The 16047-nt window shown below is 73.6% G+C and carries 8 protein-coding genes; 1 reads left to right on the top strand and 7 read right to left on the bottom strand.

Annotated elements, in window-relative coordinates; translation table 11 throughout:
* Nucleotides 1-87: 87 nt before the first annotated feature.
* Nucleotides 88-3636 carry a CDP-glycerol glycerophosphotransferase family protein gene (locus tag NFU81_RS28195; protein WP_251495668.1) on the bottom strand — a complete coding sequence of 1183 codons (3549 nt, stop codon included), beginning with the start codon at nt 3634-3636 and terminating at the stop codon, nt 88-90.
* Nucleotides 3637-3823: 187 nt separating this feature from the next.
* Between NFU81_RS28195 and NFU81_RS28190 the strand changes: the two genes are divergently transcribed.
* Nucleotides 3824-6076: a bifunctional glycosyltransferase/CDP-glycerol:glycerophosphate glycerophosphotransferase gene (locus NFU81_RS28190; protein ID WP_251495665.1), complete on the top strand. Its 2253-nt coding sequence runs from the start codon at nt 3824-3826 to the stop codon at nt 6074-6076.
* A gap of 137 nt (nt 6077-6213) precedes the next feature.
* On the opposite strand, the gene NFU81_RS28185 is transcribed toward NFU81_RS28190, so the two are convergent.
* From NFU81_RS28185 to NFU81_RS28160, 6 genes are all read right to left on the bottom strand, one after another.
* Nucleotides 6214-8472, bottom strand: coding sequence for a bifunctional glycosyltransferase/CDP-glycerol:glycerophosphate glycerophosphotransferase (locus NFU81_RS28185; protein ID WP_251495662.1), 2259 nt, complete (start codon nt 8470-8472; stop codon nt 6214-6216).
* Between the two features lie 107 nt (nt 8473-8579).
* Nucleotides 8580-9530: a class I SAM-dependent methyltransferase gene (locus NFU81_RS28180; protein ID WP_251495659.1), complete on the bottom strand. Its 951-nt coding sequence runs from the start codon at nt 9528-9530 to the stop codon at nt 8580-8582.
* Nucleotides 9531-9685: 155 nt separating this feature from the next.
* Complete coding sequence (locus NFU81_RS28175) at nt 9686-10579, bottom strand: carbohydrate ABC transporter permease (RefSeq protein ID WP_251495776.1); 894 nt, start codon at nt 10577-10579, stop codon at nt 9686-9688.
* Nucleotides 10580-10605: 26 nt separating this feature from the next.
* Nucleotides 10606-11886, bottom strand: a complete 1281-nt coding sequence (locus NFU81_RS28170) for a carbohydrate ABC transporter permease (RefSeq protein WP_251495656.1) — start codon at nt 11884-11886, stop codon at nt 10606-10608.
* 119 nt (nt 11887-12005) lie between these two features.
* Nucleotides 12006-13430: an ABC transporter substrate-binding protein gene (locus NFU81_RS28165; RefSeq protein WP_251495654.1), complete on the bottom strand. Its 1425-nt coding sequence runs from the start codon at nt 13428-13430 to the stop codon at nt 12006-12008.
* Between the two features lie 392 nt (nt 13431-13822).
* Nucleotides 13823-16047: FtsK/SpoIIIE domain-containing protein (locus NFU81_RS28160; protein ID WP_251495651.1), on the bottom strand; the 2225-nt coding region annotated here is incomplete at its 5' end.

Here is a 16047-nt window from a genome sequence, read left to right as displayed (position 1 = left end):
CTTTCCGTTGGTCTCGTTCTCGTTCTTGTTCTTGTTCCGCTGCCGGGGGGCCGGCAGTGCGCGGGCCGCCCTGCCGGCCCCGTTTCATCAGATGCGCGGTCCGCGCAGAATCAGGTCCGCCACGCGGGAGGCGGCTCGGCCGTCGTCCAGATGGCAGAAGGCGGCCCTGAACGCGTCATATGCCGCGCCGTGCGGCGAGGCCGCCGCGGCGGGGTCGCGCAGCGCCGCCGCCAGCTCCTGCGTGGTCGCCAGCAGCGGCCCCGGCGCCTGCGCCTCGAAGTCGAAGGCGAAGCCGCGCAGGGTGTCCCGCATGTGGGCGAGGTCGGGGGTGTGCAGCAGGATCGGGCGGCCGGTGACGGCGAAGTCGGCGAGCAGCGAGGAGTAGTCGGTGACCAGGACGTCGGCGGCGAGCAGCAGTTCCGCCAGATCCGGGTGGCCCGACACGTCCCGTACGAAGCCGCCGTCCGCGGGCACGGTGTCGGCGACCAGCGGGTGCGCGCGCACCAGCAGCACATGGGTGGCCCCGAGTTCCGCCTCCAGCGCGGCCAGGTCGGCGGCCAGGTGCAGCCGCTGGTGGGCGGCGTCGTAGGCCTCGTCGTCGCGGACGGTCGGCGCGTACAGCACCACCGTGCGCCCGGGCGGCAGGCCGAGCCGGGCGCGTACGTCCTCGGCGACCTTGTCGCGGTCCTCGCCGCTGAGCAGGTCGGTGCGCGGCAGCCCGGTCTCGGCGACCTCGCCGTCGAAGGCCAGGGCGCTGCGCAGCACCGGGGTGCTCTGCGCGCTGGGCGACAGCAGGACGGTCCACTGGCCGCCGAGCCGCGGCTGCGGCCACATGTGGGTGAGGTCGGCGCACAGGGTGCCCGCCAGGTCCTGGCCGAAGCGCTTGACGGGGGTGCCGTGCCAGGTCTGCACGACGTGCTGGCCGACCCGGCGCCGGAAGAAGGCGGGCAGGTGGGTGTTGGTGACGATGTGCCGGCTGCGGGCCAGCGCCTCGTACCAGGCGTGGCTGCCGAGCACCACGGGCCGGGCGGCGGCCGGTACCGGCGTCGTACGGTCGGCGACCACCCACACGTGGTCCAGCGCCGTACCGCGCCGCACCAGTTCCTCGTGCACGGCACGCGGCGAGTCGTCGCAGCGGCGGCCGTCGAAGCTGCTGTAGAGGACGGTGCCGGTCAGCTCGCGGCGGGCCAGCACGGGGTAGCGCCGCTCGCGCAGCATCCGCTGCCGGTACGGGCCGCGGTCCGCGGCGGGGACGGCGGAGCCGGCGGCCACGAACAGGTGGTCGTGGAAGCGGCGGTCCAGTTGCAGCGGCCGGGACCCCTCGCTGACCGCCGCTTCGAGCGGCAGCGCGGCCATCGCCTTCGGCGCGACCCGTACGGGGGTGTCCGTGCCGCCGGCCCGCAGGTGCAGGTACCAGCGCCCGGCGTGCGGCAGCGCCCCGACGTCCACGGCAGCGGAGAACCGCCCGCGGTCCTCCGCGGCGACGACCTCGGCGCCGGTCTCGGCCGCGTACGTGCCGTGCCGCAGCACCAGCCGCACGCCCGGGGCGGCCGCGGCGGCCGGGGGGAGTTCGCCGGAGACGAGGAGGTTCCCGTCGGGGGTGAAGGAGAGGGCGTCGGCGACGGCCTGCGGCGTGCGGTCGCGCAGGACGAGGTTGCCGGCCGCGGTGCCCTCGACGGACAGCTCGCGGGGGCGCGGCTCGCCGAGGCGCTCGTCGGGCGGCAGGGCGTAGCGGCCAGGGGGCAGGTCGCGGTCCAGGCTGAAGCGGGCGGTGCCGCCGTCGGGGAAGACGGCCTCCGCGGTCCAGGTCGCCGTCGTCTCCGGGGCGACCTCCTTCGGCAGCCCGGACATCGGGGGCCGCGCCCCGCCCAGGTCGGCGAGCACCAAGCCGGCGGACAGCGACGTCCAGCCCGCGCTGCCGCCGGAGCCCTCAGCCGGGGTCAGCGGGTAGTCGAGGACGGCGCCGGTCGCCTGCTGGGTGAGCCGCGCGGCCACCGGCAGGGTGCGGTCGCGGACCGCGAGGTCGAGGTGCAGCAGGCCGTCGTCGGACGGGCGGTGGGCGGTCAGCCGGCGGGTGACCGGCTCGACCGACAGGTGCAGGCGGCCGTCCTTGTACCAGGGCACCAGCCGGGTGTCGTCGTCCAGCGGGAAGGGCACCGGCGAGGAGCCCGCACCCGCCTCCGCGGCGCGCAGCGCGGCCGGGCGGACCGCGGCACCGCCCGCCACCACGATGCCGATCCGCCACTGCGCCGGCTTCCAGCCGCCGTCGGTGCGCAGCCGCGCCGGGTCGACGGTGATCTCGAATCCCGACCAGTCGTAGCAGTGGCGCTCCTGCGCCTGCTCGTCGGTGACGTCGGCGGCCCGCACCGTGCGCACCGGCAGCAGCAGCCTGCGCCGCCCGCAGGTGGCGACCGCGGTCTTGAGCGAGGAGCGCCGGGTGCGGGCGTCGACGTTGCGGATGTAGGCGTAGCCCTTGAGCACCAGCTTGCCGTCCCGCCACTCCAGGTCCCGCAGCCGCGCGACGACCGGCAGGTCGGTGGCGCCGGTCGCGGTCGCCGCCCGGGACAGCGGCACCGGCGACCCGTCGGGGCGTACGACGACGGCCCGCTTGCGCAGCGGCAGCCCGGCGAGGTCGAAGACCGTTCGGCCGCCCTGCCGTTCGTGGCCGAGCACCGTCAGCAGGTCGTCGAGCCGGCCCTCCCTGATCAGCTCCCAGCGCAGCCGCAGCTCCACCGGCAGCCCCGGGTAGAGCGCGGGGTCGACGCGGCTGAGGTAGTCGCCCGCGCGGTCCATGAAGACCCGGTGGTATTCGGGTCCCGCCATCGGCAGGGCCTCGATGAAGTACAGCAGGTCGTCGGTGAGCACCGACCGGTCGTAGTCCCGCTTGTGGCCGCTCCAGCGGGTGTTGGCCGGGTCGGCGAGGAAGCGCGAGACCCCGTCGACGGCCGCGATCCGGTCGCGTACGCCCTTGACGTCGGTGCGCCGCCGGGTGATCGAGCCCTCCCTGATCCGCCAGTAGTACACGTGCTCGTGGAGGACGTCGACGGCGTCGGCGAGGAAGTGCGCCGGGATCGTCAGCGGCGTGTCCTCGTACAGCACCCCTTCGGGGAAGGCGAGGCCGTGCTTGTCCCAGAAGGCGCGGCGGAAGACCTTGTTCCAGGCCACCCGGTCGGACAGCAGGCCCAGGTCGCGGGTGATGTGGGTGCGGCTGACGGTTCTCGTCATGCCGCGGTGCTGCCAGGCCTGGCTGCGTCCCGCCGTCGTCAGCCGGTAGACGTTCCCGGTGGCGAAGTCCGAGCCGGACCGGTCGAGCAGGCCGGTCAGCTGCTCGTACGCGCGCGGCGGCAGCACGTCGTCGCTGTCGGCGAACGTCAGGTACGGCGTCGCGGGATCGGCGTTGCGCGCACCGGTGTTGCGGGCGTGGCCGAGGCCGCCGTTGTCCTGGGCGACCAGCCGGAAGCGCGGGTCGCGGGCGGCGAACGCCTGCGCGATGTCCGCGCTGGTGTCCGTCGAACCGTCGTCCACCATGACCACGTCGAGCTCGGCCAGTGTCTGCGCTGCGATCGACCGCAGGCACTCCTCCAGGTACTGCTCGACGTTGTAGACGGGGACGACGACGGTCAGGCGGGGCGTCATGGGGGGACAACGCTCCTTTCGGGACGGCGGTGGCAGACCATGCCGTGTGTTCAACTCGCCGCGCCCGCAGCGGTCACCGAAGGTAGGCCGAACGAGCGACACGACCCCGCGGATCGACACAGCGTGCGCGGCCAATTACCCTCGGACGTTATCCCTGCCGGTAACCACCGATCTGTCCAGGATGGTCATGCCACGTTTCAGCGTCGTCGTTCCCGCCTACCGCGCGCAGGGCTTCCTGCGCCCCTGCCTGGAGTCCGTGCTCGACCAGTCGGGACTCGACCGGTCCGGCGGCGACGTCGAGGTGATCGTTGTGGACGACGCCTCACCCGACGCGTGCGGCGCGATCATCGCCGACCTCGCGGCCGCCGACCCCCGGGTCGTCCCGGTGCGCCTGGACCGCACCGGCGGCACCGGGAAGGCCAGGGACGCAGGCGCCGCCCGCGCCACCGGCGACTACCTGCTCTTCCTGGACGCCGACGACCTCATGGCGCCCGGCACGCTCGCCGCCCTCGACACCAGGCTCGGCCGCACCGGCGACCCCGACGTGCTGCTCTTCGACCACGAGCGCTTCACCGTGTGGGAGAACGTCCAGGAGAGCGGCGACGGCGACTTCCTGGCCGCCGCGGGAGAGCGCGTCTTCACCGCCGCTGACCTCCCCGACTGCCTGGCCTGCTACCCGGCCGCCTGGAACCGCGCGGTGCGCAGGGACTTCTGGACCTCCCACGGCTTCGCGTTCGGCGACGCCCCCTACGCCGACGTCGCCGTCGCCACCCGGCTGCTCACCGCGGCGGGGCGCGTCGCCTGCCTCGACCGGGTGTGCGTGCGCTGGCGCAAGCGCCGCTCCGGCAGCCTCACCACCACCCGCGGCGCCCACCACCTGGCCGTACTCGACCGCTACGCCGAGCTGTTCGCCGACCCCGACCTGCCGGGGGAGGCCGCGCGGGCCGCGCTGTACGGGCAGATGGCCGCGGTGCTGATGGCCGTCGGCGAGGACCGGCTCAGCCCGGACGCCGCACCCGGCTTCGTCCGCGGGGCCGGCCGGCTGCTCACCGACCACCGCCCGGCCGGCTGGACCGCGCCCGAGCCGAAGGAGGCCCGCTGGGTCAGGGCCGCGGGCACCGGCTCCTACGGCCGCTACCGGGCGGCGCTGGGCGCGCGGGCACTGGCCGTGCGGATCGCCAAGAACGCCAGGGCACGCAGGAACGGCCTGGCCCGCGCGCTCTACCAGCGCTACTACCGGATGCGGCTGCGCCGGCCCGTCGACCCGAACCTGGTCCTCTACGCCGCCTACTGGAACCGCGGGGTGTCCTGCAACCCGGCCGCGATCTACCGCAAGGCGGCGGAGATCGCACCGCACCTGCACGGCGTGTGGGTCGTCAACAGGCGCGACCGGGACGCGCTGCCGCCCGGCGTCGACCACGTCGTCGTCAACTCCCGGCGCTACTGGGACGTCCTGGCCAGGGCCGGCCACCTGGTCAACAACGCGAACTTCACCGGGAACGTCACCAAGCGGCCCGAGCAGACGTACACGCAGACGCACCACGGCACGCCGCTCAAGCACATGGGCATGGACCTGCGGGCCAGGCCCGCGGTCGGCAAGGGGATGAGCTTCGGCCGGCTGCTCGACCACGCCGACCAGTGGGACTACTCGCTCGTCGCCAACCAGCACTCGGCGGAGGTCTTCGACCGGGTCTACCCCAGCGGCTACCGCACGCTGCCCAGCGGCTACCCGCGCAACGACGTCTTCTACACCTCGGGACCCGACGACGTCCGCCGCGCCCGCCAGGCGCTGGGGCTCGCACCCGGCACGACGGCGATCCTCTACGCGCCCACCCACCGTGACTACGAGCGGGAGTTCGTCCTCCCGCTGGACCTGGAACGCCTCGCGGGCGAGCTGGGACCCGGCTACACGCTGCTGGTGCGGGCGCACTACTTCTACGGGCAGAGCCCGCAGCTCGAAGCGCTGCATCTGGCCGGGGCGGTCGTGGACGTGTCCTCGCACCCGTGCGTGGAGGAGCTGTGCCTCGCCTCCGACGCGCTGGTCACCGACTTCTCGTCGCTGATGTTCGACTACGCCAACCTCGACCGGCCGATCGTCGTCCACGCGGCGGACTGGGCGGCCTACCGGGCCGCCCGCGGGGTCTACTTCGACCTGCTGTCGGGGCGGGCCGGCGAGACGCCGGGGGCCGTCGCCCACGACGAGGCGTCCCTGGCCGAGGTCTTCCGCGGCGGTGCGTGGGAGGGCGCCCCGGCCAGTGCGCTGCGCGCGGCTTTTCGGGAGAGGTTCTGCTCTTACGACGACGGGCTCGCCGCCGAGCGGGTCGTGCGGCGGGTGTTCCTCCACGAGGAGGGGCTCCTCCCGTACCGCCCCCTCCCGGACCGGTACCCCGCTCCTGCGCCTTCGGCCCTCGCCGACCCGTCCCCGGCCCCCGCGATGTGACTCCCGTCGGGGTGGGGGACCGCCCCTTGCGGTGCGTCGCCGGTCTGCGCGACCAGCCCGAACGGCGGGAAAGGCGCGGCGCCACCGCAAGGGGCACCCTCCTCAGGCGCCTCCCCAGGCGCCCCCTCGGGGGCCCCTCAGGGAAGAGGGCGCGCGGCCGGGCGGGTCGGGAGAGGGCGCGGCGGAGCCGTCGGGTGGCGGTCGGGGAGGGGGACGACGGCCGGCAACCCCCCGTCCTCCCGGAGGAAGACGCGGCGCACGACGCGCTCCGCCGCGTGCCCGTCGTCGTAGGGGCAGAAGCGGGCGCGGAAGGCGGCGCGGAGCTGGGCCGAGCGCGGGCCTGACCAGGAGCCGGTGGCGAGGATGTCGGTCAGCTCCTCCTGGGTGCGGGCGACGGGCCCCGGCGGGTGCGCGGTGACGTCGAAGTACACGCCCCGGGTGGCCCGGTAGGTGTCCCAGTCCGCGGTGTGCAGCACGATCGGCCGGTCGAGGCCCGCGTAGTCGAACATCAGGGACGAGTAGTCGGTGATGAGCCCGTCGGATGCCAGGCACAGCTCCTCCGCCGAGGGGTGCCCCGACACGTCGATGATCCGCGGGTGGGCTGTGCCCGCTGTGCCCGCCGTGCCCGCCGCGTCCCCGGGCGGGTAGAAGTAGTGCGTGCGCAGCAGCAGCACCACCCCCGGCCCCAACTCCTCCGCGAGCCGCGGCAGGTCGATCGCCGGCAGGAAACCGCTCTGGTAGTCGCGGTGGGTGGGCGCGTACAGCAGCGCCGTCGCGGTGCGGGGGATGCCGAGGCCGTCGCGCAGCGCGAGCACCTCCTCGGGGGTGGCCCGGTGGAAGACGTCGGTGCGCGGCTGGCCGTACTCCAGGCACGTGAAGGCGGCCGGGTAGGCGCGCTCCCAGACCAGGCTGGAGTGCCGGCTCGCCGAGACGCTGTAGTCCCAGCGGTCGACGTGCCGCAGCATCCGCTCGAAGTCCAAGCCGTGTGCGGCGGCGGGGTGTTGGAGCAGGTCGACGCCCATGTGCTTGAGCGGGGTGCCGTGGTGGGTCTGCACGTTGGTCTGTCCTGGCCGCTTGGCGTAGCGGTGGTGGAAGTTGACGTTGCTGACCAGGTACGACGCCCGGGCCATGGCCTTCCAGTAGGCGGCCGAGCCGGGTTGCAGCCGGGTGACACCGGGCGGCAGGGTGTGCGCGTACTCCTCGGTGGTGACCCACGCGGTGCGCATGTGCGGGGCGATCTCGCGCAGCGTGCCCTCGACGGCGGCCGGGTTGCAGGCGTAACCGCGGTCCCAGTAGGCGGAGAAGACCGCGAGGTCGGGGTCCAGCGGCCGGCGCCGCTGCGCCAGGTAGTACGCGTGCAGGACCCCGGCCCGCAGCCGCCCGCCCGCCGCCCTGGCCCGCTGCGCCGTGCGCAGCCGCAGCCGGTGGAGGGCGCCGAGCGCCTGGAAGGTGCGCCGGGCGCCGAGCGCGACCAGCAGGTAGCGCACCCCGCTGCGCCGGCTCAGCGCGAAGTCGAAGCCCTCGGGCCGCAGTTTGCGGTACTGGGCGCGGCAGCGCCTGAAGTACTCGGGGCGGGACGATCTGGGCAGCCGGTCGGGCAGGTTGAAGACCGTGGTCAGGTGGTCGAGCATCCGGCGGAAGAGCACCGTGCGCCAGCGCTCCAGGTCGGGGCGGCCGTCGAGGAAGGCGAAGAGCAGGTCGTACTGCTTGAAGATCTCGAAGTGCCGCCGGCTGGTGGTGTGCAGGATGCCTCTCTTGCGGCGCTGCCGGTAGTGCACGCACACCTGGTCGAGCAGCGCGATCGTCTCCGCGGCCATCAGCAGCGGGTACGTCCACGGGGTGTCCTCGTAGTAGCCGGCGGGGAAGGCCACCCCGACCTTGTCGAGGAAGTCCCGCCGGTAGGCCTTGTTCCAGGCGACCATGATCAGCCGCAGCAGGCCGGGGTGCTGGTCGAGCGAGAAGACCTGCGGGCCGGTCCGGGCCAGCAGCGCGCTGAACTGGTTGCGCTCCGCCTCGCCGTTCCAGTACGTGCGGTCGTAGTCGAAGATCAGCAGGTCGGGGCGGCCGGTCCGGTCGATCCTGGCCGCGATGGCCTGCAGTGCGCCCGGCGCGTAGGTGTCGTCGCTGTCCAGGAAGAGCACGTAGTCGCCGGTGGCCCGGGCGAGGCCGGCGTTGCGGGCCATGCCCAGGCCGACGTTGTCGGCGAGGTGCAGGACGCTCACCCGGCGGTCGCGGGCCGCGTAGGCGTCGGCGATCTCGCCGCTGCCGTCCGGCGAGCAGTCGTCCACCACGATCAGCTCGAAGTCGCCGAACGACTGGCCGAGCACGGAGTCCAGGCAGGCGTGCAGATAGGCCTGCACGTGGTAAACGGGCACGATGACGCTGAAGCGGGGCACAGCAGCACATCCAGGTTCGGCCGGGGACACGGGACACTACGACCACATACGCGGTGAATGCGGTATGTGATGCTATATATCCTGCGAACGCGCGGCCGCCCCGCTGGTTACGCCTCGTGGCGCAGCGCTGCACGAAGCCTTACGAAGCCTTTGGACACGAACGGCGGCAGCACGTTGAGCGCCAGCCGGCGCAGCGGCGAGCGCCGCCGGGGCGCGGGCGCGGGCTGCTCCGCCAGGGGGATCGGCGCGACCTCCTCGGCGACCTGCGGCTCCTCCCGGTGGTGCCGGGACCGCGGGTGGGCCGGCGGCACCGCGCTGGTGCCCTTGACCCGCACCAACCGGTCGCCGGCCACCTCCTCGACGCCGTGCCACATGTCGTCGCGCCCGGCCAGGAACTCCAGCAACTGCTCGCGCACCGGCGCCGGGTCGCCCCACGTGCCGTACAGCTTGGTGCCGGTCACGCACACCGGGTTCAGCCCGCCGGTGGCGACCGCCCCCCAGACCGCGGCGGCCACCCCCGGGCAGTGCTCGGAGCGGTAGTCGTCGAGCGCGACGATGCCGTGCGGGTGCAGCAGCGCCCTGGTGTCCTCGATGTCACCGCGTACGTGCTCGTAGAGGTGCGAGCCGTCGACGTGCGCGAAGCGGCAGCTTGCGGCCTGCACCCGGTCCCGTACGAGGGACGACAGGCCCTGGATCACCTGCGGCAGCTCGTCATGGAAGGACAGGTAATTGGACTCGAACGAGCGACGGGTGAGCGTCGAGTAGGAGTACCGCATCTCCGCGGAGTTCGCGTCGTCCTCCGCCGGGGAATCGAACAGGTCGCAGACCGTGAACGTGTCGCCGTCGCGCAGGTAGCCGCCCATGAAGATCGCGCTCTTGCCCATGTAGGCGCCGATCTCCAGCAGGTCGCCCGGCTCGGTCAGCTCGTTCTGGCGGGTCAGGAACCAGTCGAAGAGCACCTGGTCGGCCGGGAAGAACCAGCCCTTGACCTCGTCGAGCGAGGTGGGCTCGGGAAGCTGCTCGCCGGCGGGATCGGAGGCGGTGGGGGTGAGCGTCATGGGGTTCCGTTCGAAGGGCGGGAGCCCCTGGAACGGGCGGCTCCCGGCGGCGGGGGGCGTCAGTGTAAACGTCCCCCGCGGCCGGAATTGTCCGCCGCGTCACCGTGTCACCGGGTTGCCGCGGAAGACTCCCGCGCCACCCGGCGGCCGTGCCGCTACTTCACCGCGCCCGCCATCACGCCGGACACGAACTGCCGCTGGAAGGCGAAGAAGACCGCCAGCGGGATCACCATCGACACGAACGCGCCGGGCGCCAGGATGTCGATGTTGTTGCCGAACTGCCGGACCTGCTGCTGCAGCGCCACCGTGATCGGCTGCGAGTCGCTGTTCGCGAAGATCAGCGCGACCAGCATGTCGTTCCACACCCACAGGAACTGGAAGATGCCCAGCGACGCGATCGCCGGCCCGCCCAGCGGCATCACCACCCGCAGGAAGAGCCGCAGCTCGCCCGCACCGTCCAGCCGCGCGGCCTCCAGCAGCTCGCGGGGGATCTCCGCGAAGAAGTTCCGCAGCAGGAAGATCGCGAACGGCAGCCCGAAGGCGGTGTGGAAGAGCACCACCCCGGAGATGTCACCGAAGATCCCGATGTCGCCGAACAGCTTCGCCACCGGGATCAGCGCCACCTGCACCGGCACCACGAGCATCGCCACCACGGCGATGAACCACCAGTCCCGGCCGGGGAAGTCCATCCAGGCGAAGGCGTATCCGGCCAGCGCCCCGATCACCACCACGAGCAGCGTCGCGGGAACGGTGATCAGCGCCGTGTTCACCAGCGAGTCGGTGACGGCGTGGTTGTCCAGCAGGGTGCGGTAGTTGGTCACCGTCAGCTGCGACGGCGAGGTGAAGACCTTCCACCAGCCGCTCGTCGAGATGTCGGCCGGGGTCCGCAGGCTCGACAGCAGCAGGCCCAGCGTCGGCAGCAGCCAGAACAGGCCCACCACCAGCAGCACGACCCGTACCACCCCGCCGCCGGCGACGGCCGCCAGCCGGGAACCCAGGCTCTCCTTGGGCCGAACCGCCGCCGGCCGCTCCGCGGTCTTCAGGGGCATCGCCGGCCCCGCGCTCGCGTCCGCGCTCATCGCCGTCCCTCCCTGCGCAGCCGCCGGATGTTGAAGATCATGACCGGCAGCACCAGCAGCAGCAGGATCACACCGATCGCACTGCCGACGCCCTGGTCGTCACCGCCGCCGAACGACGACAGGTACAGCTGCAGCGCCAGCACGTTGGCGTTCTGCTGGGAGCTGCCGGGCGCGATGATGTAGACGAGGTCGAAGATCTTCAGCACGTTGATCATCAGCGTGACGGCGACCACCACCAGTACCGGTGCCAGCAGCGGCACGGTGATCCGGCGGAAGACCTGCCACTCGTTGGCCCCGTCCACCCGGGCCTGCTCCATCAGCTCCCGCGGCACCCCGGCCAGGCCCGCCGCGATCAGCACCATCGCGAAGCCGGCCCACATCCAGATGTAGGACGCGATGATCGACGGTGTGACCAGGCTCGGGCCGAGCCAGTTGATGCCCTCGTACTTCCCGGAGAAGTTCGAGGCGGGCAGCCGCAGCCGGGCGCCGACCGCCGCGGCCGGCAGCTTGTAGGTGCCGTCCTTGCCGGACTTCGCCGACGCGATGACCTTGCCGTCCTTGACGGCCTGCACCTTCACCCCGGCCAGCGCCTTCTCGCCGGGGTCGATCACCCCCGGCTTACCGGTGCCGCCCGGCCGGAAGTCCAGCCACACGGTGCCGGTCACCGCGCCCGGCTGCGGGGGCGCGGGCCTGGCGTCCCGCGCGCCCGCCGGCACCTTGTTCTGCGGGATGCCGACCAGCGGCAGGTCCGCGGGGGTGCCTGCGCTCGCGGTGGACTTCGAGGTGAAGGAGCCGCCCGCGGTCGGCGCCAGATCGCTGTTCGGGCGCGGTCTGGCCCCCGGGTAGGCCGCGTTGTCGGTGAAGGTGTCGTGCACCGCCACCACCACCGCGTTCGCCACGCCCTGCGAGGGGTCCTGCTCGTAGACCAGCCGGAAGATGATCCCGGCGGCCAGCATCGAGATCGCCATCGGCATGAAGACGATCAGCTTGAACGCCGTTCCCCAGCGCACCCTTTCGGTGAGTACCGCGAACACCAGGCCGAGCGCGGTCGCCACGGCCGGCGCGACCACCACCCAGACCACGTTGTTGCGGACCGCGGTGAGGATGCCGTGGTCGCTGAAGACCGTCCCGAAGTTCTTCAGCCCGATGAAGGCGCTGCCGTCCGCGTCGTACAGGCTGCGCTTGACGGTGTAGACGATCGGATACGCCACCAGCGCGCCCAGCAGCACCAGCGCGGGCAGCAGGAACACCGCGGCCACCCACGGCCGGGTGCCCATCACACTGCGACGGGGACCGGATCCCTTTCCGGGACCCGGCGGGGGCGGAGCGGCGGCGGCAGAACCGCCGCCCCCCGCCCCCGCGGTGGCACCAGCCACCTGTGCCGGGGCCACGTGCCTCAGCTCCCGTACGCCTTGGCGGCGTCCGCCTCCAGCTTCGCCTGCGCGCCCGCCACGTCGGACGGCTTGGCGAGGAAGTCCTGGAGGTCCTTCCACTCGCCCTCGCCCTTCGTGCCACCGAAGGCCGCCGGCGCCTGGTCCGACATGTCGAACCTGAAGTCGTCGCCCGCGGCGATCAGCGACTTGGCGATGTTGCGCTGCACGTCGTCCGGATAGGCCGCCATGTCAAGCGACTTGTTCGGCGAGAGGTAACCGCCGCCCTGCGCCCAGATCTTGGCGGCGTCCGTCGAGGCGATGAACGTCAGCAGCGCCTGCGCGCCGGGGCCGTCCTTGAGCGCCACGCCCACGTCACCGCCGCTGACCACCGGCGCCTTGCCGGTGCCGACCGCGGGGAACGCGAACTCCTTGGCGTCCGTGCCGACCTTCGCCTTGGTGTTGGCCGAGATGAACGCCGAGACGAAGTCGCCCTCGTAGACCATCGCGGCGGCCGGCGTACCGCCGAAGGTCTGCGTGACCGACTTCGGGAAGTCGGTGCCCAGGGCGCCCTTGGCGCCGCCCGCGATCAGGTCCTTGGCGCCGAACAGCTGGCCCAGCGTGGTCAGCGCGTCCTTCACCGACGGGTCGGTCCACTTGATCTTGTGCGCGGCCAGCTGGTCGTACTTCTCGGGACCGGCCTGCGAGAGGTAGATGTTCTCGAACCAGTCGGTCAGGGTCCAGCCGTCCGCACCGCCGATCGACACCGGGGGGGTGCCCGACTCGAAGACGGTCTCCGCGGTCTTCAGGAAGTCCGCCCAGGTCTTCGGCTCCGTCGCGCCCGCGTTGCTGAAGGCTGCGGCGTTGTACCAGATCAGCGACTTGTTGGAGACCTTGGCGTAGATGCCGTACTGCTTGCCCTTCCACGCGCCGAGCTGCTGCCAGCCGGGGGAGAAGTTCTTGCTCAACTGGGCCTGGGCCTCGGCTCCCAGCGGCTTGAGCCAGCCCTTGTCGGCGAACTGGTGCAGGACGCCGTTCTGCGCCAGGAACGCCACGTCGGGCGGGGCGCCGCCCTGGATCTTCGTGCCCAGGAAGGTCGACTGGCTGTCACCGGTCGGCACGAACGTGGTCTTCGCGCCGGTGCGCTTGTCGAACTCGTCGAGCACCTTCTGGAAGTTCTTCTGCTCAGGTCCCGTCCACACCGCGGCCACTTCCAGCTTCTGGCCGTGCAGGTCGGGCAGTTGCAGGGCGTCACCGCCGCTGCCGCCGGCCGACGCCGACGTCGCCGGCGCGGTGCTCTTCTTGCCCCCGTCGTCACTGCCGCCCCCGCCGCAGGCCGCGGCGGTCAGCGCCAGGGCCGACGCCGATACGACGGCGAGCGCTATGCGCGTAGTCCGGCGCAATTCGCTGCCGCTCGGGGCGATGTGCGTCTTAGCCGTTAACGTGTGCATCTCGCATCCCCTCAGTCCCGTGGCGTCCTGTCCTACGCCCCGCGAACTCCCCCCGGCAAGGCCAAGCGCGCGGAGCCCCCCGCAATGTGACCCCTCCGTGATCTTGCCCCAAACCTGCTTCCGGAAGTGCGGTGAGCGTTTTCAGGGGCGCTGGGCGTACCCCCAGGCAAAGCTCTGGTGGGGGTATCCCCGGGCGAGGCTCTGGTGGGGGTACCCCCGGGTGAAGCTCTGGTGGGGGTACCCCCAGGCGAAGCTCTGGGGGAGGAACCGCGCGCGCAACCCGCTACCCGGGGAAAGGCAGCGCGCCACCGCGAGGGGCGGTCACCTGGGAGCCACCCGCCGGCCGGTGGTCCCGGGAGGACCGCAGGGGGCAGACGGGGGGACCCTCGGGGTCACCGCTGGGACGGCTCGGCCTCAGCGGCACGCTGCAACGCGCTGGCCAGCAGGGCGAGATCCGTGGGCCCGTTGCCGAGCTCACGGACCTGGCGCCGCGCCGGCGGATCCCCCATCCGCTCCCACTCCAGAGCCACAACCGTCGGCCGCAAGGTCGCCGTCCGCGGGATGCGCCCGCTGACCCGCCCGGCCTGGAAGGCCGTCACCGCCCCGCCGGGGCGCCGCAGATACCCGCGGCCGGGGACGGATTCGTCGAGCCCGGCCGGGTCCTCGACGTGCACGAGCAGCGCCGCGGACTCCGTGTCGGGCATCCGCAGCGCGACCCGCAGCGGCGCCCGCTCGTCCGCGTCGGTGCCCGCCGTCCGCTCCGGACGGCCGGTCGAGGCGACGAGGTGCACGCCGAGCCGCTCGCCGTCCCGCGCGATCGCCTCGATCGCCCGCACGACGCTGCCGGCCGCGGGCCGCCCCGACGCGCCGAGCGCGGGCGCCACGAGCGCGTCGAAGTCGTCGACGAGCACGACAAGACGCGGCAGCGGGGGCGCCTGGGGGGCGTCCGGCGCGTCCGGGGCGCCCGCCGGGCGGCCGCCCTGATGCGACACGGTCGCGGCGAGGAGCCGGTCGGCGTGCCAGGCGGCGAACGCCTTCCCGCCGAGCACCGCCTCGCGCCGCTTCAGCTCCGCGCTGAGCGCCTGCGCGAACTCCCGCATGCGGACGGGGTCGGAGGCCACCAGATGCGTGCTGACGTGCGGCAGGTCGGCGCATGCCGCGAGGCCTTCGCCGCGGTCCTGCCCTGCGCCGTCCAGCAGGATCAGCGCGAGCCGCTCGGGCCGCTCGCCGGCGGCCAGCGCCGCCGCGAACGACCGCAGCAGCTCGGTCTTGCCCGCGCCCGGCGCCCCGCCGACGATCAGGTGCGGCCCCTCGGCCACCAGGTCGACGGCCACCCGGCCGCCCGGGCTCCCGCCCGCCCCTGCGCCGAGCACCGCCACCGCCGACGGCACCGCGGCAGGCGCGGCCGCCCAGCGCGCGGCGATCTTCGCGGGGGTGGCCAGCGCGAGGTCCAGCTCGTCCAGCAGCCGCACGGACGACGGCAGCGCATGCCGCGAACCGGCCCCCGCCGTGTCCGCGTCCACCTCCCGCAGCGGTGCCAGCGCCCGGGCGAAGTGCTCGGCCCAGGCGGCGGACACCGCGTCCAGCACGATCTCGTCGGCGCCGCCCGCATCCGCCGCGGCCGGCTGCCCCGCGGGCTCGACCCGCAGCGTCGTGGCGACGTCACCCGACAGCCGGGCGACGACCCCGTCGTCCACGGCGGGCCGCTCGCCGGGCTCGGTCAGGCACAGCACATGGATGCCGACGGAGGGACCCGCCGCGGCTATACGTGCGACGGTGCCGCGCAGCGCCGCGGAACCGGGGTCGCCGTCGACCACCAGCAGCGAATACGGCCCCTGGTGCCCGCCGTCCGCGGGACCCTCCTCGATCCTGCGGGCCAGTTCCGCCGTACGGGCCAGCGCCTGGTCGTGGTCGAAGGCCAGCAGCAGCCGGCAGTCCTGGCCGCGGGACGGGCGCACGTGCGGCAGCCAGTTCAGCCACGACCACTCCTCGGCCCGCTGGTCCGCGGGCCTGGCGCGGTCCGCGCTGAGCAGGACGACCTCAAGGGTGCTGGGGGAGTGCAGGGCGCACAGCTGGGCGAGCACCGCACGGGCGAGGCCGGCCAGCCGCGGCCGCGGCCCGGCCAGCGTCAGGGCGGAGGTGTGCGGCCCGCGCAGGTCCACGGTGAAGGGCACCCCGGCCAGCCGCCGGGTGCCGTGCTCCGACGGCAGGTCGGCGGTGCCGAGCCGTACGGCCAGCGCGTCCGGGTGCTCCGGGGCGCGCTCCCACAGCCGCCTGCCGGGACCCAGCGCCGTCAGCAGGACGGCCGCCGGGTCGGGCCAGCGCTCGCGCAGCGCCTCGGCCTCACCGCCGGCGTACGCCTCCTCGCCCTCGCCGCGCCCCGCGCCGCCCAGCCGCCGCCTGGCCCAGGCTCCTATCGATCCGACGACGCCGTTGCGCCCGCCGGGACCCGCTCCCGGCCGCCGCGCCTGGCCCGTGTCGCGCCGCCCGCCCGAGCCGTCCGCCGGGGCGGTCCCGCGGCCGGGGCCGGGGTGCCCGGCGGCACCCGGGGTGTCGTCCTGCGGCGCCGGGTACCCGGGCTCGGCCGGCGTGCCGGCCCTGCCGTGCGCTTCAGGCC

It is taken from the genome of Actinacidiphila cocklensis (assembly GCF_907177275.1).
Taxonomy (GTDB): Bacteria; Actinomycetota; Actinomycetes; order Streptomycetales; family Streptomycetaceae; genus Actinacidiphila; species Actinacidiphila cocklensis.
The sequence above is the reverse complement of the archived record's forward strand: the minus strand, read 5'-3'. Positions and strand labels throughout refer to the sequence as shown.